Below are 22968 nucleotides of genomic sequence, written 5' to 3'. Positions count from 1 at the left end.
GCCATTGTTTCGGGCATGGCTGACGAAAAGAAGAAAACGATCGCTTTCGTGCTCTATCCGGGACTTACCCTGCTCGACCTCGCCGGACCGCTGCAGGTGATCAGCTCGCTGGCCGGCTTAGGGCAGGGGTTCGAGGCGGTGGTCGTCGCGGAGCGGGTCGAGCCGCTGGAGACGGACACCCCGCTGACCATCACGGCGTCGCGGACCTTCGCCGAAGTGCCCGAGCCGTACGCGGTGGTCGTGCCCGGCGGCGCGGCGCCGACGTTGCGCGCCCTCACCGACGAAACCCTCCTCGGCTACCTGCGCCAGACAGCCAAGACCGCCCGGTGGATGACGTCGGTCTGCACGGGTGCGCTGCTTCTCGGCGCCGCGGGACTGCTCGAAGGGAAGCGCGCCAACACGCACTGGACCTTCCGAGAGGGACTCCGCGCGTTCGGCGCGACACCGGTCGACGAGCGCTGGGTGGAGGACGGGCAGGTGATCACCGCGGCCGGGGTGGCGGCCGGGATCGACATGGCGCTGCACCTGGTCACCAGGCTGGCGGGCGACGACGTCGCCAGGGCCATCCAGTTCGCCATCGAATACGACCCGGAGCCGCCGCTCGGGCCGCTCGACTGGGCCGCGGCACCTCGCGGGCTGATGGCTCCAGTGGTCCAGACCTGGTTGACCGAGGGCCTCGCGGGTGACCCTGACCTGCGGGAACGGCTGCGGAAGCACACCGTCCACACGGGATAGTCGACCATCGGTTGGTAAATGACGAACCTGTGACGGTCACGTGAAGTCTGAGTGCCGATCTACCTGCTCGCTCAGGTTCCGGGTGTGCGGGGAGAATGCGCGGGGACACGTTTCCGGCGTCTTTAGCATGATGGAAACATTTCGTGGGCGCGCACGAGTGGCCCTCGGTGGTAAGTACTCGCCGGAGTTCCGTTTTCACCGGCTTGTGAAATCTCTGACGATAAGCCGGAAGGGTGGCCACCGGGGATATCCGGTGGCCACCCTTCCGGTGGTTATCGCAGGCATGCGGCCGAGATCCCGCGTCCAGATGCTGGACGGGGTTGCCATTCGCGAATATTTCGGCGATTCTTTCGCAAGGCGCTTGTTCGCTTCGCTTGTGTCGCGAAGGCTGTGTCGTAGCCGGATCGTGATTGGTCCGATCATGTCAAACATGTGTCGGTGCCGCTAACTTCTGTCGACGGCATGGGTGCCGATCTGCGCAAAGGTTAGTGATTTTCGGCGACCTGTTCATTTCACACTCTGAACTCATTGACGTGACGGTCGTGGCCACGCTTAAGTACTCCCCGTCACCGTTCACTCGCTCGGGTCCGTGGGAGTTCTCATGAGTGTGGCAAATCTTGACAAAGATGCCGCCGTCGCCGCGAGCCCCGATAAGGCCGCGTCCATCGCCGCGGCGATGACGGATCTCGTCATCGCCGTGAGCCCGTTCGCGCTGCCCTCGGCACGATTCGTGGTCGCCGCGGCCCGTGCCGGAGCCCTCGGCGTACTGGATCTGACGGCGGGGGACCGGGCCGCCCGTGAAGAGCTCGCGCTCGCCGACGAGTGGCTGACCACGGCGTTCGGGGTGAGTCTCGCCGAGGATTCGCCGTTCACCGGGGCCGTTCTGCCCACTGGGGCACACACGGTGATCCTTCCCGCGGCCGCCGGTCTCTCTCCTGGCGACTTCGCCGGGCGCCGCGTGCTGGTGGAGGTCGTCGACCGCGAGGAAGCCCGGCTCGCGGCCCGTTCGGGCGCCCACGGGCTGATCGCCCGCGGCCACGAGGCCGGCGGCCGAATCGGTGATCTCAGCACTTTCGTGTTGTTGCAGCAGTTGCTCGCCGACGACAAGTTCGACCTGCCGGTCTGGGCCTGCGGCGGGATCGGGCCGCACACGGCCGCCGCCGCTGTCGCCGGTGGCGCTACCGGCGTCGTCCTCGACACCCAACTCGCGCTGCTCGCCGAAACCGGCCTGCCGGTGGACATCACCGCGGCCATCGCCGGTCTGGACGGTTCCGAGACGGCGATCGTCGACGGGCGGCGTGTGCTGTCGCGGCGCGGCGTCACCGGTCCGGCCTTGCCACTCGGGCAGGACGGCTTTCTCGCCGCCCGGTTCCAGCGTTACTGGGGCACCGTCGGTGCCGCGGTGCGTGGCGTACGGGATGCGGTGCTCGAGGCCGTCGCGGAAACCGATCGCGACAACTCGTTGGCAGGTAAGGCTTTCGGCACTCGGCTGCCGGTGGCGCAGGGGCCGATGACCCGGGTGAGCGACCAAGCCGGCTTCGCCGCGGCCGTGGCCGAAGCCGGCGCGCTGCCGTTCATCGCGCTCGCCCTGTCCGGCCCGGCACAGACTCGCGCGATGCTCGAACAGACCCGCGACGCGCTCGGTGACGCACCGTGGGGCGTCGGGGTGCTCGGCTTCGCCGACGACGAGATCAAGACGGCGCAGCTCGACGTGATCCGGGAGATCCGGCCGTCCCACGCCATCATCGCCGGAGGCCGCCCCGCGCAGGCCGCCGCTCTCGAAGAGGCCGGGATCTCGACGTTCCTGCACGTGCCGTCGCCGGGCTTGCTCAAGCAGTTCCTCGAAGCCGGGGCACGCAAGTTCATCTTCGAGGGCTCCGAATGCGGCGGACATGTCGGCCCTCGCAACAGTTTCCCGTTGTGGGAAGCGCAACTCGGCGTGCTCGACGAGTTCCTTGGATCCACAAAGGACAAAACCGTCGCCGGGCAGCTCCAGGTGTTCTTCGCCGGCGGCGTCCACGACGAGCGCTCGGCCGCCATGGTCATGGCGATGGCGACTCCGCTGACCGCCAGGGGTGCCGCTGTCGGAGTCCTGATGGGCACCGCGTACCTCTTCACCGAGGAAGCCGTCAACGCGGGCGCGGTCCTCCCGCTGTTCCAGCAGCAGGTCCTCGCCGCCGAGCGCACCGACCTCCTGGAAACCGCGCCCGGGCACGCGACCCGGTGTGTCCGCAGCCCGTTCACCGACGAATACGCGGCGATCAAACAGGATCTGCGGGCGCGTGAAGTGCCCAGCCGCGAGGCTTGGGAGCAGCTCGAACAGCTCAACGTCGGCCGTCTCCGGCTGGCCAGCAAGGGAATCGAGCGGGTCGGCGACGAACTCCGCCCGGTCGGCGAACCGCGCCAGCTCGCCGAGGGCATGTTCATGGCCGGGGAAGTCGCGGTGCTGCGGTCCGCGGTCACCACGATCGCCGAGCTGCACACCTCCGTCGCCGCCGGCGCGGCCGAGTTCCTCGGCGGGCGCACCGCTCAGCTGCGCCAAGACCTCGGCCTGACCGTCGAACCCGAGCGCATCGGACCGGACCCGCTGGACATCGCCGTCGTCGGCATGGCGTGCATGTTCCCGCAGGCCCCCGATCTCGGTACGTTCTGGGCGAACGTCCTGTCCGGAGTGGACTCCGTGACCGAGGTCCCCGCGCAGCGCTGGGACCAGTCCGTCTACTACGCGCCCGACGGCGACGGCGACCGGACGCCGTCCCGCTGGGGTGGTTTCCTGCCCGAGATCCCCTTCGACCCGCTGCGCTACGGCATTCCGCCGTCGTCGCTGGCGAGTATCGAGCCGGTGCAGCTCCTCGCATTGGAGGCCGCGCACCGCGCGCTGGTCGACGCCGGGTACGGCACCCGGGACTTCGACCGCTCCCGGACGTCGGTCGTCTTCGGCGCGGAGGCAGGGAGCGACCTGTCCAACGCGACGACGTTGCGCACGGTCCTGCCCGCGTACTTCGGCGAGGTTCCGTCCGGTTTGGACAGTCAGCTCCCGAAGCTCACCGAGGACTCGTTCCCCGGCATGCTCGCCAACGTCATCGCCGGGCGGGTCGCGAACCGGCTCGACCTCGGCGGTGCGAACTACACCGTCGACGCCGCGTGCGCGTCTTCGCTGACCGCCGTCGACGTCGCCTGCAAGGAACTGGTGTCCGGCACGAGCGACCTCGTCCTCTGCGGCGGCGCCGATCTGCACAACGGCATCAACGACTACCTGCTCTTCGCTTCGGTGCACGCGCTTTCGCCGACGGGCCGGTCCGCCACCTTCGACAGCTCCGCCGACGGCATCGCGCTGGGTGAAGGTGTCGCCTGTGTCGCGCTCAAGCGGCTGGCCGACGCCGAGCGCGACGGCGACCGGGTCTACGCGGTGATCAAGGGGGTCGGCAGCGCCAGCGACGGCCGGTCGCTCGGCCTGACCGCGCCTCGCCCCGAAGGTCAGCGCAGCGCGCTTGAGCGGGCGTACCGCAACGCCGGTGTCTCGCCCGCCGACGTCGGGCTGGTGGAAGCGCACGGCACGGGCACGGTCGTCGGCGACCGCACGGAACTGGCCACGCTGACCAAGGTGTTCGTGGAAGCCGGTGCCGAGGCGGGCAGTTGCGCCGTCGGCTCGGTGAAGTCGCAGATCGGTCACACCAAATGCGCGGCCGGGCTCGCCGGGCTGATCAAGACCGCGCTCGCGCTGCACACCGGGATCAAGCCACCGACGCTGCACGTCAGCAAGCCGAACTCCGCGTGGGACGCCGAAAGCAGCCCGTTCGCCTTCAACAGCTCCGCCAAGCCTTGGTCGGCTTCGGCGTCGGAACGGGTAGCCGGGGTCAGCGCGTTCGGCTTCGGTGGCACCAACTTCCATGTCGTGCTCAGCGCGTACGACGGCGGTCCGCCACCGGTGCAGACGCTCGACGAGTGGCCGGTGGAGCTGTTCGCCTTCCGCACGGTGAAACACGCCGAGGAGCTGCTCGCGCTGGTCACCGCGGATCCTGGCAAGAAGCAGCCGTGGCGGCTGCGGGACTTCGCGCTCAGCGCGTCGCGCCGCTACGACCTCGGACATGGTGACCGGGCCGAGATCGCGGTGCTCGCGTCCGATGTGGACGAACTCGCGGACCTGCTGCGCCGGGCCGTCGCGGGGGAACGCGCGGCGGGGATCTTCTTCGCCGAGTCCGAAGTGGACGCGGGCGAGGTGGCGTTGTTGTTCCCCGGGCAGGGAAGCCAGCGCCCGGGGATGTTCGCCGAACTTTTCGTGACTTTTCCCGAACTCCAGCGCTATCTGCGACTCGGTGACGCCGAAACCGTCGCCGCGTTGTACCCGCCGACGGCGTTCGACGAGGCCGGCCGCGCCGCGCAGCTGGCCCGGATCACCGACACCCGCGTGGCCCAGCCCGCGCTGGGGATCGTCGGGCTTGCCGCGCACCGGTTGCTCAGCCGTGCCGGGGTCCGGCCGTCGATGATGGCCGGGCACAGCTATGGCGAACTGGTCGCGCTCACCGCGTCCGGTGCCTTGAGCCCCGAGACCTTGCTCATGTGCAGCAATGCCCGGGCCGAAGCGATCCTCGCCGCGACGGGAACCGGTGATCCGGGGACGATGGCGGCGGTGTCGGCGGACGCATCCAGCGTCGCCGAGGCGCTGATCAGGGCCGGGCTCGACGGCTCCGTGGTCGCCGCGAACCTGAACTCTCCCCAGCAAACCGTGATCTCGGGAACGACCGAGGGCGTGGACACGGCCGTCGGACTGCTGCGTTCCGCCGGGATGGGGGCCAAACGGATCCCCGTCGCGTGCGCGTTCCACAGTCCGCTGGTCGCCGACGCCGGAATCGCGTTCGCCGAAACATTGACCGGGGTGGAGGTCTTCGAGCCCGAGGTGCCGGTGTGGTCTAACCGCACCGGCAAGGCCTACCCGGTCGAGCCCGCCCGGATCCGGGCCGAACTCGCCGCCCAGATCGGCTCGCCGGTCGGGTTCGTCGAGCAGATCGAGTCCATGTACGCCGCCGGTGCGCGGGTATTCGTCGAGGCCGGACCGGGTTCGGTGCTGACCAAGCTCGTGGCCGCCATCCTCGGTGACCGTCCACACCGGACCGTCGCGCTGGAGGCGAAGCGCCGCAGCGGGTTGTCCGGCTTCCTGGCGGCACTGGCGGAGCTGGCCGTCGCGGGAGTCGATCTCCGCACCGGCTGGCTGTTCCACGGCCGCGACGCTGTCGACGCCGCGCGTGCGACCAGGTCCCCGCGCGCGGGCTGGACCGTCGACGGGCACCTCGTCCGCACGGCCGAAGGTGCCATCCCTGCCGGGGCGCTGCGCCCCGCAGTCCGTGTCCCGGCCCCCAGCGTGTTGGAGCCCACGATGTCGAACGAAACCTCCGGCGCGGACGCCATGGTCGCCGAATTCCTGCGCACCAGCCGGGAAATGATCGCCGCGCAGCGTGATGTGATGCTCGGCTATCTCGGTTCCGTGCCGAGGGAAACCCCGGTCACCTATGTCTCGCAGCCGGTGATTTCTCAGCCAGCACCCACCATCCTCGCGCCGGTTCCCGTGGCCGCCGTCGAAGCCCCGGCCGAGCCGGTACTTCCGGCGCTGAGTGAGTCTGCTGTCTTGGCCGCGGTGCTGGAGGTGATCGGTGAGCGGACCGGGTATCCGGTGGACATGATCGAGCCGGATCTCGATCTGGAAGCGGATCTCAGCGTCGATTCGATCAAGCGGGCGGAGATCGCCGGTGAGCTGGCGACCCGGCTGAACCTGCCCCTGGGCGGGGACATCGAGGAGCTGTCGCAGGCACGGACCGCCGCGGGGATCACCGCGCTGGTGGTCAGCCGGGTTTCGTTCACCGCTCCCGAGCCGGTCGTCGTGGTCGCCGCTCCGGTGTTGACCGAGGCGTCGATCCTGGCGGCGGTGCTCGTGGTGATCGGTGAGCGGACCGGGTATCCGGTGGACATGATCGAGCCGGATCTCGATCTGGAAGCGGATCTCAGCGTCGATTCGATCAAGCGGGCGGAGATCGCCGGTGAATTGGCCACGCGGCTTTCCCTCCCGGCAGGCGGCGATGTCGAGGAGCTGTCGCAGGCAAGGACCGCGGCGGGGATCACTGCGTTGATCTTCGGCGGCCTCAACGGTGTCGCCGAGGTTCCCGCACTCGAAGCGGCACCGGCCGAGGACCAGCCGGTCATCGTCGCCCCGAAACGCTTGGTCCACCACAAATGGGAGCTTGCCAAGGCCGAGGTCCCCGACCTCACCGGACGCCGCTTCCTGCTCATCGGTGGCGGCGACCTCGCGCCGATCATGGCCGCGAAACTCGGCGCGCTCGGCGCGGAAACCACCACGGTCCCGTTTACGGAGATCCCGGCCGTCGGCCACATCGACGGTGTGTTCCACCTCGGTGCCGACAAGCCGGTGCTGCCGGACGTCTTCCCGGTCTACCAAGCCGTTCTCGCCGCCGCCCCGCGCTGGCTGATCGCGGCGGGCCCGGCGGACGGGCTGCGCGGCTTCTTCCGCACGGTGTCACGTGAGTACCCCGAGACCATCGCCAGAGTCGTCGAACAAGATCGCGCTGTCGCCCTCGATGACATCGCTGACGCGCTCATCTCCGAGCTGTCCAGTGTGGACCGGGAGCCTGTTGTGCTCCGGGCCGGCACCGAGCGGCATGGGCTGCGGCTGGAGGAGACCAGCCTCGGCTTGCTCGGCAGCACAGGCGCGGGTCCGGCCGGTGACGGCGCGGCGGAAGCGGCGGCGATCGGCCTTGACCGCGACTCCGTGGTCCTGCTGGTCGGCGGCGCGAAGGGCATCACCGCCCGGTTCGCCATCGCACTCGCCGCGGCGAGCCGTTGCCGGATCGAACTGCTCGGCCGCACGGCATTGCCGGTCGGCGACGAGGAACCGGCCATCGCGGCCGCGACCAGCGCCGGCGAACTCCGGTCCGCGTTGATCGCCGGGGGCATGCGGGTCCCCGCCGAAATCGAACGCGCCATCGGCAAGATCGAGTCGGCCCGCGAGGTGCGCGCCACCATCAGTCGACTCGGCGAACTGGGCAGCCAGGTCCGCTACCACTCCGTCGACATGCTCGACAGCGAAGCCGTGCATCATGCGGTGAAGGAGATCCACGCCGAGCACGGCCGGCTTGACGGTGTGGTCTACGCGGCCGGGGTGATCGAGGACAAGCTGATCGCCGAAAAGTCCGTCGAATCGTTCGCCCACGTCTACACCACCAAGGTCGACGGCGCGCAGGCGTTGCTCGACGCCACGGACGACCTGCCCGCCGGGCCGAAGTTCGCGGTGCTCTTCGGCAGTATCGCCGCCGCGCTCGGCAACCGAGGCCAGATCGACTACGCGAGCGCCAACGACGCCCTTGAGCAGCTCGGCCGCCGGTGGTCCGAAGTGGACGGCCGCCGTGGGCTGACCGTCCACTGGGGACCGTGGGCACCGACCGGCGTCAACAACGGCATGGTGACGCCCGAGCTCATGCGCTCCTACGCCAAGCGCGGGATCGAACTCATCGATCCCGAAGAGGGCACGATGAGCCTGCTGCGGGAACTCGCCTGGGGCACCGAGTCCGACGCCGCCGTGGTCTACAGCGCGTCGGGGTGGTGAGCGCGATGACCCCGGTCGCGATCGTCGGGATGTCGGTGCTCTTCCCCGGCGCACCGGATCTCGACACGTACTGGCACAACCTGGTCGAAGGCGTCGACGCGATCACCGACGTCCCGGCCGGGCGCTGGGACGCCGAGTATTACCAGCCGACCGGCACCGGTGAGAAGCGCGCGGACCGGATCAACTGCAAACGCGGTGGTTTTGTCGACACGCTGGCCGAAGTGGACGTCACCGGGTTCGGAATCATGCCGAACTCGGTGCCCGGTACCGAACCGGACCAGCTGATCGCGCTGCGCGTGGCCGCGCAAGCGATTACGGACGCCGGCGGTGACGACCGGCTCCCGGCAGACCGCCAGCGGATCGGCGTGATCCTCGGCCGTGGTGGTTACCTCACGCCTGGCCTGGTCCGGCTCGATCAGCGAGTCCGCACCGCGAGCCAACTGGTCCGCACCCTCGGCGAGCTGATGCCGGAACTCGACGCGGGCAGGCTGGAAGAAGTCCGCCAGGCCTTCACCGATCAACTCGGGCCGGAGGCGCCGGAATCGGCGATCGGCCTGGTGCCGAACCTCGCGGCCTCGAGGCTCTCCAACCGGCTCGACCTCCGCGGCCCGGCGTACACAGTGGACGCCGCGTGCGCGTCCTCTTTGGTCGCCGTCGATCATGCGGTTCGTGAGCTCGCCACCGGCCGGTGTGACGTCGTGCTCGCCGGGGGAGTCCACCACTGCCACGACATCACGTTGTGGAGCGTCTTCAACCAGCTCGGCGCGCTGTCGCCGTCCGAGCGCATCCGCCCGTTCCACCGCGACGCCGACGGCGTGCTCATCGGCGAGGGCACCGGCGTGGTCGTGCTCAAGCGCTTGGCCGACGCCGATCGCGACGGCGACCGGGTGTACGCGGTGATCACCGGAACCGGGGTCGCCAGTGACGGCCGCACCGCCAGCCTGCTGAACCCGGACACCGGCGGCCAGGTCCGTGCGGTGCGTCAGGCTTGGCAGGCGGCCGGGCTCGACCCGGCCGAAGAAGGTTCGATCGGGTTGCTGGAAGCGCACGGCACCGCGACCCCGGCCGGGGACACCGCGGAATTGGCCACCATCACCGAGGTCTTCGGGTCCACTCCGGACGGACACCGCGCGGTGATCGGTTCGGTGAAGTCGATGATCGGGCACACCATGCCCGCCGCCGGAGTCGCCGGACTGGTCAAGGCCGCGCTCGCGGTCTACCACGGGGTGCTACTGCCGACCCTGCACTGCGACGACCCGAACCCGGCGCTCGCGAAGACACGGTTCGACACCCTGGGCACCGCCCGTCCGTGGGAAACCTTTGCCGGACAACCGGTTCGCCGCGCCGCGGTGAACGCGTTCGGCTTTGGCGGCATCAACGCGCATGTGGTGCTGGAACAGTCCGCGAGCAAGCCGGTCGTGTCCGTGTGGGAACCGGAGCGGGTGCTGCGGCTGACCGCGGCCGATTCCGTGGCAATGGGCGAGTTGCTCGACAACGACGACTCGACGGTCCTCGCCTTGTGCGCTGAACACGGCGGACCGACGAGGCTCGGCATTGTCGACCCGACGGCAAAACGACTGGCACTGGCGCGAAAAGCCGTCGCCAAAGGCCGGGGCTGGCGCGGCCGCAACGACATCTGGTACGCGCCGACCCCGCTGCTGGGAGCGGGCGGCGGCAAACTCGCGTTCGTCTTCCCAGGTCTCGAAGCCGAATTCGAGCCCAAGGCCGAGGACATCGCACAGCGGTTCGGCCTGCCATGGTCCACATCGGACGCGAAGGTCGGTGACATCGGGCGGCACGGCACCGGGGTGTTCCAGCTCGGCAGGCTACTCGACGCCGCCTTGCGCAAGCTCGCCGTGAAGCCGGACGCGGTCGCCGGGCACAGCGTCGGGGAGTGGACCGCGATGGCGTGCGGTGGCATCCACGCCGAGCACGAGGTCGACGCGTTCCTGAGTTCCTTCGACCCGGACTCGTTGCGGGTGCCGGGTCTGGCGTTCGCCGTCGTCGGCGCTCCGTCCGCGCGAGTGCTGGCCGTTCTCGAAGGCCAGCACGAAGTCGTGCTCTCCCATGACAACGCGCCCAACCAGTCGATGATCTGCGGACCGGCCGCCGCCGTCGACGGGTTCGTCCAGCGGTTCCGGGCCGAAGCCGTGATCTCGCAAGTGCTGCCGTTCCAGTCCGGGTTCCACACCCCGATGCTGGAGCCGTACCTCGGACCGATCCGCGCGGCGGCGGAGGCCTACGCGCTGCACCCGCCGAAGCTGCCCGTCTGGTCGGCCACCACCGCGAGCGAGTACCCGGCCGGACCTGACGACGTGCGGACGTTGTTCGTCCGGCATCTCCTGGAGCCGGTGCGGTTCCGCCCGATGATCGAAGCCATGCACCGGGCCGGGTTCCGCGGGTTCGTCCAGCTCGGGGCCGGACAGCTCGGCTCGCTGATCGGCGACACTCTGAGCGGCGAGGACCATCTCGTCGTCTCCGCCCACTCACCGCATCGCGACGGGCTCGGGCAGCTGCACCGGGTCGCCACGGCGTTGTGGGCCGACGGCGTGGAACTCGATGTCTCGCCGTTGCTGGGGACCAAAGTGACGAAGCCGGCCCGGCGGCCGGTCCGGCTGGACCTCGGTGGAGCGCTCGTTTCCCTCGGCGGAGAGGAGCGGCGACGGCTCAGCTCGAAGTTCAAGACGAGCTCGGCCGATCTGTCTACATTGGATGGACTGGAGCATCCGATCGCCGCCGAGCTGTCCGCGTTGATGAAGGAAACGGCCGACGTCGCGGCGGAGCTGATCGCCGCGCGTGGCAAGCGCCCGGCGAAAGTCCCTTCAGTACTTCGGGTTTCCACCGAGGCCATGCCGTATCTGCTCGACCACTGCTTCTTCCAGCAGCGCCCCGGCTGGCCGGACGACGCCGACCGCTGGCCGGTGGTCCCGGCGACCACGGTCATCGGCCACCTGATGGACTTCGCCGAGCAGGCATCGCCGGGACAGCGGGCCGTCGCGGTGCACGACGTCCGGCTGATGAAGTGGATCGCGGCCATTCCCAGCGTGGACGTCCCTGTCACGGTCAAGCCCGACGGCCCTGGCCGCGTGATCGTGTCGCTGGGCGAATATTCACGTGCCGTCGTCGAGCTGGCACCGGGCTATTCCTCGCAGCCGCCGGCGGTCTGGAAGTTCGACGCGGCCACGGAACACCTGCCCGGCTTGACCGCGGCCGAGCTGTACACCGAGCGCTGGATGTTCCACGGCCCCCGGTTCCAAGGCGTCACCGAGCTGACCGCGATCGGCGAATCGCATGTGCGCGGGGTGATCACCAGCCCGGCCGCCCCTGGCGCGCTGCTGGACAACGTCGGGCAGGTGCTCGGTTACTGGATCATGTCCCGGCTTCCGGAGCGCACCACGGTTTTCCCGGTGCAGATGGACAAGATCAGGTTCTTCGGCCCGCATCCCGCGCCCGGCACGAAGCTGGACTGCCTGATCCGGATCACCGCGGTGACCCACACGACCCTGGAAGCCGACATGCAGCTCGTCGCCGGCGGCCGGGTGTGGGCGGAGTTCAGCGGCTGGCGCGACCGCCGCTTCGACAGCAATCCGCGGATCCGCCTGGTGGACCGCTTTCCCGGTCGCAACACGCTTTCGGAACCGCGTCCCGGCGGCTGGACCCAGGTCCACGAACAGTGGCCCGACCTCGCCACCCGTGACCTGATCATGCGCAACCAACTCGGCGGCGTCGAGCGCGAACAGTACGACCGGCGCCCGCCGCGCGGGAAACGCCAGTGGCTGCTGGGCCGGATCGCGGCGAAGGACGCTGCCCGGCATTGGCTGTGGAAGTCCGGCGAGGGCGAGCTCTACCCGGCGGAAATCCAGGTGCGCAACGACGAATCCGGGCGGCCGTTCCTGACCGGCGCACACGGGCGGGTCCTGCCGGAGCTGACGGTGTCGATCGCGCACCGCGCCGAAGTCGGGGTCGCCATCGTGCGGCCCGGACCTTGCGGCATCGACGTCGAAGAGATCGTCGAGCATCCTGTCGACACCTATGCGGCCGCTTGCGGTCCCGACGAGCTCGCGTTGCTGGCGGATCAGGCCGAAGCCTCCGGTGAACGCGACGCGGTGTGGTTCGCGCGGTTCTGGACCGCCAAGGAAGCCGTGGCGAAGCTGCTGGGCACCGGGCTCCGTGGTGCGCCGGAGAAGTTCGAGGTGATCGGCGCCGAAGCGGAGCGGCTGACGGTTCGCGTGGGCGGCCGTGAGCATCTGGTGCGGTGCGCGGCGATCGGCAACCCGCCGGGACTCGTGACCAGGGAGTACATCGTGGCCTGGACGGCCGAAAACGAGCAGGAGACGGGAAAATGAGCATCGAGACCACGGCCCCCGACCAGACCGGCGTGCTCACGGAGGTGTCCGGCATCCTGCGTGTGCTGCTCGACGAGTACGGGCTGGACGACGCCGAAATCACCATGGACACGAAGTTCCACGACGATCTGGAGCTGGAGAGCATCGACCTCGTCGGGCTCTCCGGGCAGCTGCGTGAGCACTACGGTGACAAGATCAACTTCGCCGCGTTCATCGCCGAGCGGGGTCTCGAGGAGATCATCCAGCTCACCGTCGGCGACCTCGTCGGCTACATTGTCGCCTCCCTGCGGAAAGGCTGAACCATGTCCAGGATCCTCGCGGGTGGGCTCAAGATGCACGTCCAGCGCATGAAGCCCGAGGTGCCGCCGGAAGACGGCCCGGCACCGATCGTGGTGTTCATCCACGGCCTGCTCATCGACAGCCTCGCCAGCTACTACTTCAGCCTCGGGCCCGCGTTTTCCGCGGCGGGTATCGACGTCATCATGTACGACCTGCGGGGCCACGGCCGGACCGAGCGCCCGGACTCGGGCTACCGGCTGGAGCAGTTCGTGTCCGATTTGGACGCTCTGCTGCGCGAGCTGGACGTGACCGAGCCCGTGCACCTCGTCGGCAACTCCTTCGGCGCGTCCATCGCCTTCGGGTACGCGGCCGCGCATCCCGAGCGGGTGGCGACGGTGACCTGCATCGAGGGCGAGCCGCCGGTGGAATCCTGGACCAGCAACATGAAGTACGTCCTCGACCGCGCCAAGACCGAGCTGGCGCAGCGGGAAACCCTCGCCTGGTTCGCCGAGGAGCACGGGCAGCACCTGGCGCGCGTGTTCGAGTCGGTCGGTCAGTTCGTCCAGCTGACGACCATCGCCGAAGACATCCCGGCCAGCGCGCGGATCGAGCAGGACCTGTCGGCGGTGACCTGCCCGGTGTTCGCGATCTTCGGCGGCGAGTCGGACCTTTCCGAGCAGGTCCCCTGGCTGGAGTCGTCGCTCGCGTCCTGCCGTACCGTGGTCATCCCCGACCAGGGGCATTCCGTGCTGGTGCAGAAGACCGCGCAGACCACCGAGCTGATCGTGGATTGGGTGCGCGAGCACGCGCTGGCGAAGGCGCATTAGGTGAGCCGATTCCTCTTCGTGGTGCCGCCGCTGGTCGGCCATGTCAACCCGGCCGTCGGGATGGCGGCGGAGCTCGCGGCCCGTGGCCACGACGTCGCGTGGGCCGGGCATCTCGAGCTGGTGCGGCAACTCGCCGGCGCGGACGCGACGGTTTTCGGTTGCGCGGTACCGGCGCAGGAGGTCCGGCGGACCGCCGACCTCAAAGGACCGGCCGCGTTGCAGTTCCTGTGGGAGAGCTTCCTGATCCCGCTCGCCGACGCGATGGCACCCGGGGTCCGGGCGGCGATCGAAGAATTCGGCCCGGACGTCGTCGTGGCGGACCAGCAAGCGCTTGCGGGCGGGCTGGTCGCCGACGATCTCGGGCTGACCTGGGTGACCTCGGCGACGACGTCGGCCGAGCTGACGAACCCGCTCGCGAGCATGCCCAAGGTGGAGGAATGGCTGAACGGCCTCCTGGGCGAACTACGTGAGCGGATCGGTGGTGGTGCGGCCGATCCGCGGTTCTCGCCGCACGGTGTGCTGGCGTTCACCACTCGCGAGCTGTTCGGTGCCGGCGAACTGCCGCACGCAAACGTTTGGCTCATCGGCCCGTCGCTGAGTACTCGTCCGTCTACTTCGGACTTTCCGTGGGAGTGGATCGACCCGGCGACCCCGACCGTGCTGATTTCCTTGGGAACCGCCAATCTCGACGCGGGTGCCCGGTTCCTGGCCACCGCGGTCGAGGCGCTCTCCGGGCTGGCGCTACAGGCGATCGTCGTCGACCCGGCGGGCTTGCTGGGCAAGGACCTGGGCGACCACATCCTGGTACGCGGCCATGTCCCGCAACTGGAGTTGCTCAAGCGGCTCGATGCGGTCGTCTGCCATGCCGGGCACAACACGGTTTGCGAATCGCTGTGGTACGGCGTTCCGCTGGTGGTCGCCCCGATCCGTGACGACCAGCCGATCGTCGCCGGTCAGGTGGTCGACGCCGGTGCCGGGGTGCGTGTCCGGTTCGGCCGGGTGACACCGAAACTGCTCGCCGGGGCGATCGAAGCGGTGCTGGACGAAGAACAGGGTTTCCGGTCGGCGGCGCGACGGATCGGTCAGTCCTTTCAGGACGCCGGTGGCAGCCGGGCGGCCGCGGACCGGCTGGAGGAGTTGCTCGTGCACGCCGGGACCTGAATTACGGGTACAGGTAGGAATTCAGGGCGTTGACAGCGGAAGCCGGGTTACCCAGGTCGTAGCGATCCACGGCCAGGTAGCCCGGCTTCTTCCGTGCCGCGGGCTGGCAGAAGCGCTGGGCGCGGTCGAGCAGCTTGGTGTTGTCCGTGCCGGGCGTGCCGCCGACGGGTGCGTCCCTGAAGTGGTTCATCACGAACAGCGGCCGGAAGTTCGGCTCGGTGCGGGTGAGCGGGACGTTGTCGTTGGCGCCGTACCAGCGGCTGTAGCAGGACCAGTCGCTCGTGCCGGTGGCCGAGCCCATCGACCAGTAGTTCTCCACGGTCCAGTCGCGCTGGTACATGACGCCGAAGCTGTCGCGGGTCAGGCCGGCAGACTGGTCGGAAGACCTGCTGTGGTCGCTGAAGATCAGCAGCCGATCGTTGGCCGAGCGCAGCGCTGAAACCGTGGGCCAGCCGCGGTCACGGACGCCCGCCTGGTCCGGGCGGAACAGGACGTTGGTCAGCCCGTTGACGCTCGCGAGTGAGTTCCGCAGGACACCGGGGTCGACGTAGTCCTCGAGGAAGACGGTGACGATCTCGCTGGGGTTGGCGTTGAGGAAGTCGACGATGCGCTGCAGGTCGACGCTCAGCGCGACCGGCCTGCTGACCAGCGTGCAGCTGGTGTGGCAGAGGATCGCGCCGTCCGGGGTCTGGTAGATGTCCATCATGAACCCGCGGACGCCGTCGGCGAGCTGCTGGTTCAGACCTTTGCTCTGGTTGGGGACCCAGTTGACGAACGGTGGCGCAAAACCGCCGTCGACGCCGTTCGCGAAGGCGTTGTGCGCGGTCAGGAAGGTGACTTCGTCGAGCCGCCGCTGGTCCAGCGGCGGGGGAGCGGTGGTCTGCGCTGTGACCGGCGTCAGGTACCAGCGCGCGAGGTCGCCGTTGCCGCCGGCGAGCAGTGCGTCCGGGTAGTTGGCGCCGGACGGCTTGTTCGCCACGGTCAGGAATCGGTCCGCGCCAGCGTCTTTGAGCGTGTACTGGCCGGCGCCGATGGGCTGAACGGACCAGACCGCGTCCGCGCTGTCACACCCGACGACGACCGCGTTCCCGCCAGCGCGGCCGAGACATCTGCCTGCCTGGTCGGTGCTTTCCAGCACCTGTCCCGAGCCGCCGGATCGCAGCTTCCACTGCTGGCGATCTTCGTTGCCCTTCGGCCGATGCTGGGCGACCGTGCCCGAGCTGCCGGCGGCGTTGAGGCCGGTTACGGCGCTCTGGACGTAGTACGTGCCGTTGGCCGGCGCCGCGAGTGCGGTGGCCGGGGTGAGCAGGGAAGCCGTCAGTGTCGCCAATGTCGTCAGTTTGGCGGCGGTGAACGCGCGCATGAAGACCCTTTCGTCCTGGGGACCGCCATGACACCGCGTGGGTGACCGCGCGCGGTAGGGCCGGGAGGAGGGATCGGCCGAATCTGTCCACCGGACATCGCGGGCGTTTCGCCGTCGAACCGAATGGGTATTCAGGGGCATCTGTGCAGCACGTTCAGCGAGAGGACAAGTGTCATGGTTCGGTCGGAAAAGGCCCGTATCCGGGTGACAGGCCTGCAGCCAGTGCAGATGGTGGTCGGGCTGGTGGGCTTGGCGTTCCTGGTGGCGGGCATTGTCGGCTTCACACGGACCGGCTTCGCCAATTTCGCGGGCCAGGAGCCGTGGTTCCTTTCGGTCTTCGCCATCAACCCGTTGCACAACCTCATCAACGTCGTGCTCGGCTTGATCGGGGTGCTGATGTCCATCGGCTCCGGGCTCGCGCGTACCTACGGCTGGCTACTGCTGATCGCCACCGGCGGGATGTTCGTGTGGGGCATGATGATCACCGGGATGGTTTCGTCGAATCCGGTTTCGGGTGCGGGAAATCCCTTGAACCTCAATTCCGCCGACAATTGGCTGCACCTCGGTCTGGCGGTTCTCGGTCTGGTCATCGCCGTGATGCCGGCTCGTAAGGTGGCGCTCGTCGAGCGTGACGAGGTCGTGAACGATGACACCAGCCGTGACGGCAGCGTTCGCGATGACAGTGTTCGCGATGACTCGGTTCGTGATCGCAAGATTCACGACAAAGAAGCCCGCGACGACAGCACACGGACCGACGAGATTCCTGTCGCCGCCGGCTCGTCGAGCAAGTCGGGCGGCTGGAAGCACGCCTGGCGTCGACACCCGGCCAACTAAGACGGCCGGGTATACCGGTGTTTCACGCCGGACTGACGCACTTTCTCGCGAAAGTGCGTCAGCCGGAACGGCATCGGCACGGACCCTGTACACAGATTGCCCGCATGCGTGCACAGACTGCACTCACGCGTACAGGAACGGCGAACACGCGTGCACAGAAGGGGGTTAGGGGCGGTGGGGGGTGGCGTCGGTGGAGCGGAGGAGGGCCCAGCGGTCGTGGTCGCCGGGCTCGGGCGGGGGGAAGCGGCGGGCGGCGGATTCGTCGAAGTCGACGCCGAGGCCAGGGGCGGGGGACGGGTGGAGGGAGCCGGAGACGGGGACGGGGGTGCCGGGGAAGACTTCGAGGGTCGCGTCGCGCAGCGTGGCGGCTTCCTGGATGCCGAAGGCGAGTGACGAGACATCGACGGCGAGGTTCGCGGCATGGCCGAGCGGGCTGACATCGCCGGGGCCGTGTGGCGCGATCCGCACGCCGAACAGTTCGCAGGCGGCGACGAGTTTCCGGACCGGGGTGAGACCGCCGAGGGTGGGGATCCGGATACGCGCGAAGTCGATCGAGCGGGAACGGAGCAACGGGAGGAACTGCGACACGTCGTGGAAGAGTTCGCCCATGGCAAGGGGAATCGACGTCGACGCGCGGAGTTGCGGGAAGTAGTCGGCGTCTTCGGGAGCGAGCACGTCCTCGAGGAAGAAGAGTTCGACACCGTCGAGAGCACGGAGGAACTGCCGGGCTTGCGCGGCGGTCAGCCGCTCGTGCGAGTCGTGGAGCAGTTCGATACTCCGAGGCACCTTCGACCGGACCTCGCGCAGAACCGCGGGCACCTGCGCGACATAGGCGGCCGAGTCCCAGCGGCCGTTACGTGAGCGCACCAGCTCGGCGTCCGCTCCGTGAGCGCCGTAAGTATCGGTGCCCGGCACGGCGACCTGAACCCGCACGTGCCCGAAACCCTTGGCGGCAGCGGCTTCCACGCCTTCGACCACTGAAGCGACACTCGACCCGTCAACGTGCGTGTACGCTCGCACGCCGTCACGAACCCGTCCGCCCAGCAACGAATACAGCGGCAGCCCGGCCGATTTCGCTTTGATATCCCACAGCGCGACATCCACTCCGGCCAGCGCGTTCCCCGAGATCGAACCGCCACGCCAGTACCCGCTGTTGAGCAGTAGCCGGTGGATGTCCTCGATATCCGCCGGATCGCGCCCCAGCAGCATCGGCCCGAGGTAGTCGTCCACCACCGACCGCACGGCGAGTGTCCGTTGTGGATCGCTCGCGCACCCCAGCCCGTACAACCCTGGCTGATCGGTCTCGACCCGCACGATCAAATACGGAGATCCTTGCGGCGCGGTGAGAAACGTCCGTACCGCGGTGATCCGCGTACCCGACGTCGAGGGCCACGGGGCCTCGGCCAACGGGCGGTTCACGCGCCCGCCGCCCGTTGTGCGCCGACCACCCGCAGGTGCCCGAGCGCGGACTCCCGCGTCCGCACGGTCACCGGCAGCACCACCAGTTCGGGATTCGCCGGTCCGCCGGTCACCCGTTCGTCGACCAGTTGCATCGCGCGACGCCCCATTTCCCTTGATGGCAACACGATCGCGGCCGCGGTCAGCGGCAGCACGTCGAACGGCCCGGCGTCGTCCATCCCGGCGAGGTCGACGTCACCGGGGATGTCCAAACCGAGTGCCACCAGGTCCTGCGCGGCCGTCGCGAGCGCGTATCCGTTGGCGCACAGGAAAACCGTGGGCGGCTCGGGCCCGTCGAGCAGCTGGGACAGGATTTCGCGGCGTTCCTCCGGTGGCCGCAACCGGTACGGCCGCAGCTGGGTCAGGTCGGGGCGGACCGGGATTCCGTTCTCCCGTAACGCCTGGACGTGTCCGGCGAGCCTGTCCCGGACGCTCGTCGCGTCGGTCTCGTCCCACAGCGTGCCGATCACGCGGTGCCCGGCCGCGATCAGTTCCATGGTCAGCAGCTGCCCCGCGGCGAAGTTGTCCGCGACGACGGCGTCGGTCGCGAGATCCGGCCGGTAGCGGTCGACCATCACCAGCGGCACCCCACGCCGTCGCACCTCGGCATACGCGCCGACCTGGTCACCGCCCTCGGCCGGGTACACGATGATCCCGCTGACGTTGTGTTTCAACGCCGTCAGCAGCGCCTGGTCTTCGCGAGCCGTGTCGCCCTCGCAGTGGCTCAGGAAAAGCCGGTACCCCAGCTCGGCGCAAGTCGCCTCGACCCCGGCGAGCAGCTGCGACACGTGCGGCCCGTGGTACTGCAGGATGCAGGCGACCGTCCGGTCGGTGGTGGGCGCCTCCGGCGGGTGGTCCGCCACGAAGGTCCCTTGACCGCGGCGGCGCACGACATAACCCTCGGTCGCGAGGTCGTTGAGGGCACGGACAGCGGTGGTGTGGCTGACGCCGAAGCGTTCGCAGATCTCCCGCTGGGTCACGAACGGGCGTCCCGGCGAGTACTCACCCGCGGCGATGGCGGCGAGCAGTTCCCGCTTCACCCGCTGGTAGAGGGGAGGCTGGGCGTCCCCTGTCATGGCTTCCCTCCCGGTTCGGATCAGGCCAAACAACCAAATCAACTTAGCATGCTAAGGCCCTGAATCCCTGCGCTACGCCATCTCAGCGTGGCTCAAGACGATCGCTTGACATGTTAAACGGGCTGCTTTTATGGTCTGCGTCACGCTCACCGTCAAGGAGGACAAGTGGGGAAACGTCAACCAGGTACGCGGATTCTGGGCGCGGCCGCCGCGGTGGTTGCCCTGTTCCTCGGCGGTGTCGCGTGCGGCAGCGACAGCTCGTCCGGGGCCGGCGGCACGCTCGAGATGTGGACGTTCAAACAGGCGCACGTCAAACCGTTGCAGGCCGCGGCCGCCTCCTTCAAGGAGAAGACCGGCATCACGGTCAACATCACCGCCTACACCCCCGACGACGCCTACAAGAGCAAGATCCAGAGCGCCGCGGCCAGCAAGAACGTCGCCGACGTCCTCGAGGTCCACGCGGCGGGTGAGGACTTCGTGCTGGGCGGTTCCGGCATCCTCGCCGACCTGAGCTCAGTGGTCACCCCGGAGTGGAAGAGCCGGTTCGTCAAGGGAACGGCCGACGCCGGTCTGGTCGCCGAAGACCGCTACCAGCGCTCCCTCAAACCCAAGGCGCCCGACGCGGGAATCAAGACGGGTCAGTACTTCAGCGTCCCGCTCACCGCGGGCACCTTCGGCATCGTCTACGCGAACAAGGCGAAACTGACCGCCGCCGGGCTCGACCCGGCCAAACCGCCGACGACGTGGTCCGAGTTCATCACCTGGCTCCAGACGGTCCAAGCGAAGGATCCACAAACCGGTGGGCTCACTCTCGGCCTCAAAGCACCGACGACCGGGTTCAACTGGGCGCTCGAGCCGCTCACCTTCGGCTTGCTGGGCAAGGAAAAGTACCAGGCGCTGTTCGGCGACGACCCGGCCAAGTCGTGGGCGAGCGCGGACGGCCGGCGGGCGCTCGCGCTGTATGACCAGCTGACACCGTACTGGTCGCCCGGCACGCAGACGCTCGGCATCGACGACGCCGACCGCGCCTTCGCGCAGGGCAAAGCCGCCTTCGACATCGGTGGCACGTTCACCCTCGCCGCGTTCCAGCAGAACGGCATGAACCCCGGTGATGTTCTCGCCTTCGGATTGCCGGCCGCGGAAGGCAGCGTGGCCGGCCCACTGAAGCTCGCGCCGCTCGCGCTGACCGGCCTCGCCGTCTCCGCGCAGACGAAGAAGCAGGACGACGCCGTCAAGTGGCTCGACCATCTGACCAGCGTCGAACAGGCGGGCGCGTTCGCCCAGGCGTCCCTCGACCTGCCGGGTACCGACCTCGGAGCCGACGCCGCACGACTGCTCGGCCCGGACCTCACCGCGCTGCAGAACGTGTTCGGTGATGCGTCGGCCGGCGCCTACGATCCCGCGGACGTCACGTTCTTCAGCCCCGCCTACGAGGACAAGCTCGCCGGTGAGGCGCTCGTCCGGATGTCGCCGCTGAAGGAGAGCACGCCGGCGAAGCTGAGCCAGGAACTCGGCACGATGATCGCGACCTCGTGGAAGTAAGCCACAAACGGCGCCGAAAGCTGCGGGAAGCACTGACCGGGTACATGTTCGTCCTGCCCGCGCTGGTGCTTTTCGCGGTGCTCGGCGTCTACACCGTTGGCTACGGCCTGGCCCTGAGTTTCGCGCGCTGGAACGGTTTCTCCGCGGACTGGATCTGGGTCGGCCTCGGCAACTACCGCGATCTGCTCTACCGGGACGAGACGCTTTCGCCGATCGTCCTGGACGCGGCGGCGAACACCGCGGTGGTGATGATCGCGGTGCCGCTGCTGGCCGTCGTCGCCGGGCTGCCGGTGGCGCTCGCGCTCAACCGGATCACGGCGTTGCGGACGACGTTGCGCACGGTCTTCTTCCTGCCGTACGTCACCACCGGGATCGCCGTGTTCTACGCGTGGACCTATGTGCTCCAGCCCGAAGGCTCGCTCAACGCCATCCTGAAAGCGCTGGGGCTGGGTACTTTGGCGCAGCCGCAAGGCTTTCTCGGCAACCCGGCGACAGCGTTGCCCACGCTGATCGCGGTGCTGGCGTGGTCGTCGATCCCGGTGGCGATCCTGTTGTACCTCACCGGATTGCAGTCCATCGACCCCTCGGTACTCGACGCGGCACGGGTCGACGGCGCCACCGGGCTGCGCACCCTCACGGCGGTGATCTGGCCGCTGCTCCGCCCGATCACCGCGGCCGTGATCCTGCTGAACCTGCGTGACGCACTGCAGGGGTTCCAGATGTTCCTGGTGATGACGAACGGTGGCCCCGGAGGGCACACCAACGTGCTGGGGCTGCAGGCGTACAACCTCGCGTTCTTCTCGGAACTGCGGCCGACACTCGGCTTGGCGAGCGCATTGGGCTGGCTGCTGTTCGTCGTCGCGCTGATTCTCGCGGCGGTCAACGTCCGCGTACTGAAGAGCCGCACATGAAGGCCCGCGTGCTCGCCTACGTCATCCTCGGCGTCTACACGATCATCAGTGTCTATCCGTTCGCGTGGATGGTTTCCGGCGCGTTCAAGGACAGTGCCGAGGTCTTGCGCGGCGGCAACCTGATCCCGGAGAACCCGACCTTCGGCACCTTCGCGCGGACCTGGGGCGAGCTGGACTTCCTGCGGTACTTCGGAAACAGTCTCGTCGTCACCGGCGGCACCACGATCGGTGTGCTGGTGATCTACTCACTGGCTTCGTACGCCTTCGCCGTGCTGAAGTTTCCCGGGCGCAAGGCGATCTACACCGGGTTCATCGCGCTGCTGTTCGTCCCCGGGATCACCGTGCTTTTGCCGGTGGTGATCCTGCAGGGCGAGCTAGGCGTGCTCGGGACGCATTTCGGCCTTATCCTGCCGTTCGTGAACGGCACCGCGCCGCTGTCGATCTTGTTGCTCACCAACGGGTTCCGAGCTGTTCCCGCGGAGCTGCGGGAGTCCGCGCGGTGTGACGGCGCCAGCGAGCTCCGGACGTTTTTGTCGATATATCTCCCCGTCTGCCGACCCGCGCTGGTCACCATCGCGCTGCTCACAGCGGTGCCGACGTGGAACGAGTACGTGCTCACGCGGGTTTCGCTGAGCGACCCGGCCACCTACACCCTGCCGCTCGGCCTGCAGAGCCTGACCGCGACGACGTCCCCGCAGTACAACGTCATCATGGCGGCGTCGCTGATCATCGTCATTCCCGTCATCGTGCTGTTCGTCCTCCTGCAGCGCTATTTCATCAACGGATTGGTCGGGGCGGTCAAAGGATGACCGCGCCTGCCGGAA

At 68.6% G+C, this 22968-nt stretch carries 13 protein-coding genes; 10 read left to right on the top strand and 3 right to left on the bottom strand.

Going from position 1 to position 22968, the window contains the following annotated elements; all coding sequences use genetic code 11:
- Positions 1–15: 15 nt before the first annotated feature.
- The 6 genes from VGP60_RS15680 (at position 16) to VGP60_RS15655 (ending at position 14960) form a co-directional block, all read left to right on the top strand.
- Positions 16–735 carry a DJ-1/PfpI family protein gene (locus VGP60_RS15680; RefSeq protein WP_327548732.1) on the top strand — a complete coding sequence of 240 codons (720 nt, stop codon included), beginning with the start codon at positions 16–18 and terminating at the stop codon, positions 733–735.
- A 676-nt stretch (positions 736–1411) separates the two neighbouring features.
- Positions 1412–8347, top strand: a complete 6936-nt coding sequence (locus VGP60_RS15675; RefSeq protein WP_327548739.1) for an SDR family oxidoreductase — start codon at positions 1412–1414, stop codon at positions 8345–8347.
- 5 nt (positions 8348–8352) lie between these two features.
- On the top strand, positions 8353–12693 hold the full coding sequence (locus VGP60_RS15670; protein ID WP_327548731.1) for a beta-ketoacyl synthase N-terminal-like domain-containing protein: 4341 nt from the start codon (positions 8353–8355) through the stop codon (positions 12691–12693).
- Positions 12690–12992 (top strand): acyl carrier protein, encoded by a 303-nt coding sequence (locus VGP60_RS15665; protein ID WP_327548730.1) that lies wholly within the window; start codon positions 12690–12692, stop codon positions 12990–12992. Before VGP60_RS15670 ends, VGP60_RS15665 begins: the two co-directional genes overlap by 4 nt.
- A 3-nt stretch (positions 12993–12995) precedes the next feature.
- Complete coding sequence (locus VGP60_RS15660; RefSeq protein ID WP_327548729.1) at positions 12996–13799, top strand: alpha/beta hydrolase; 804 nt, start codon at positions 12996–12998, stop codon at positions 13797–13799.
- Entirely contained in the window at positions 13800–14960 is a 1161-nt protein-coding gene (locus tag VGP60_RS15655; RefSeq protein ID WP_327548728.1) for a glycosyltransferase, read from the top strand.
- A gap of 1 nt (position 14961) precedes the next feature.
- On the opposite strand, the gene VGP60_RS15650 is transcribed toward VGP60_RS15655, so the two are convergent.
- Positions 14962–16323, bottom strand: coding sequence for a PI-PLC domain-containing protein (locus VGP60_RS15650; protein ID WP_327548727.1), 1362 nt, complete (start codon positions 16321–16323; stop codon positions 14962–14964).
- 174 nt (positions 16324–16497) lie between these two features.
- Between VGP60_RS15650 and VGP60_RS15645 the strand changes: the two genes are divergently transcribed.
- Positions 16498–17157: a DUF4383 domain-containing protein gene (locus tag VGP60_RS15645; RefSeq protein WP_327548726.1), complete on the top strand. Its 660-nt coding sequence runs from the start codon at positions 16498–16500 to the stop codon at positions 17155–17157.
- Positions 17158–17322: 165 nt separating this feature from the next.
- On the opposite strand, the gene VGP60_RS15640 is transcribed toward VGP60_RS15645, so the two are convergent.
- Together VGP60_RS15640 and VGP60_RS15635 are read right to left on the bottom strand one after the other, a co-directional pair.
- Positions 17323–18576, bottom strand: a complete 1254-nt coding sequence (locus tag VGP60_RS15640; protein ID WP_327548725.1) for an enolase C-terminal domain-like protein — start codon at positions 18574–18576, stop codon at positions 17323–17325.
- The gene (locus VGP60_RS15635; protein WP_327548724.1) at positions 18573–19691 is read right to left on the bottom strand and encodes a GntR family transcriptional regulator; all 1119 of its coding nucleotides are present in this window, start codon (positions 19689–19691) and stop codon (positions 18573–18575) included. Before VGP60_RS15635 ends, VGP60_RS15640 begins: the two co-directional genes overlap by 4 nt.
- A gap of 165 nt (positions 19692–19856) precedes the next feature.
- Here VGP60_RS15635 and VGP60_RS15630 point away from each other — a divergent pair, with 165 nt between their 5' ends.
- Genes VGP60_RS15630 through VGP60_RS15620 form a run of 3 tightly spaced genes read left to right on the top strand, consistent with a single transcriptional unit; the run spans position 19857 to position 22953 of the window.
- On the top strand, positions 19857–21233 hold the full coding sequence (locus VGP60_RS15630) for an ABC transporter substrate-binding protein (protein WP_327548723.1): 1377 nt from the start codon (positions 19857–19859) through the stop codon (positions 21231–21233).
- Positions 21224–22144, top strand: coding sequence for a sugar ABC transporter permease (locus VGP60_RS15625; protein ID WP_327548722.1), 921 nt, complete (start codon positions 21224–21226; stop codon positions 22142–22144). The genes VGP60_RS15630 and VGP60_RS15625 overlap by 10 nt, the downstream gene beginning before the upstream one ends.
- Complete coding sequence (locus VGP60_RS15620) at positions 22141–22953, top strand: carbohydrate ABC transporter permease (RefSeq protein ID WP_327548721.1); 813 nt, start codon at positions 22141–22143, stop codon at positions 22951–22953. The genes VGP60_RS15625 and VGP60_RS15620 overlap by 4 nt, the downstream gene beginning before the upstream one ends.
- Positions 22954–22968: the final 15 nt, after the last annotated feature.

Origin of the sequence: Amycolatopsis sp., from assembly GCF_036008905.1 — a bacterium.
Taxonomy (GTDB): Bacteria; Actinomycetota; Actinomycetes; order Mycobacteriales; family Pseudonocardiaceae; genus Amycolatopsis.
This window is presented reverse-complemented; position numbering and strand designations above follow the sequence as displayed.

Bases quoted from the DNA above. Each gene is read 5' to 3' on its own strand.
- VGP60_RS15635 (WP_327548724.1), bottom strand. From the start codon at position 19,691: ATGACAGGGGACGCCCAGCCTCCCCTCTACCAGCGGGTGAAGCGGGAA.
- VGP60_RS15645 (WP_327548726.1), top strand. From the start codon at position 16,498: ATGGTTCGGTCGGAAAAGGCCCGTATCCGGGTGACAGGCCTGCAGCCA.
- VGP60_RS15665 (WP_327548730.1), top strand. From the start codon at position 12,690: ATGAGCATCGAGACCACGGCCCCCGACCAGACCGGCGTGCTCACGGAG.
- VGP60_RS15620 (WP_327548721.1), top strand. From the start codon at position 22,141: ATGAAGGCCCGCGTGCTCGCCTACGTCATCCTCGGCGTCTACACGATC.
- VGP60_RS15680 (WP_327548732.1), top strand. From the start codon at position 16: ATGGCTGACGAAAAGAAGAAAACGATCGCTTTCGTGCTCTATCCGGGA.
- VGP60_RS15660 (WP_327548729.1), top strand. From the start codon at position 12,996: ATGTCCAGGATCCTCGCGGGTGGGCTCAAGATGCACGTCCAGCGCATG.
- VGP60_RS15675 (WP_327548739.1), top strand. From the start codon at position 1,412: ATGACGGATCTCGTCATCGCCGTGAGCCCGTTCGCGCTGCCCTCGGCA.
- VGP60_RS15650 (WP_327548727.1), bottom strand. From the start codon at position 16,323: ATGCGCGCGTTCACCGCCGCCAAACTGACGACATTGGCGACACTGACG.
- VGP60_RS15670 (WP_327548731.1), top strand. From the start codon at position 8,353: ATGACCCCGGTCGCGATCGTCGGGATGTCGGTGCTCTTCCCCGGCGCA.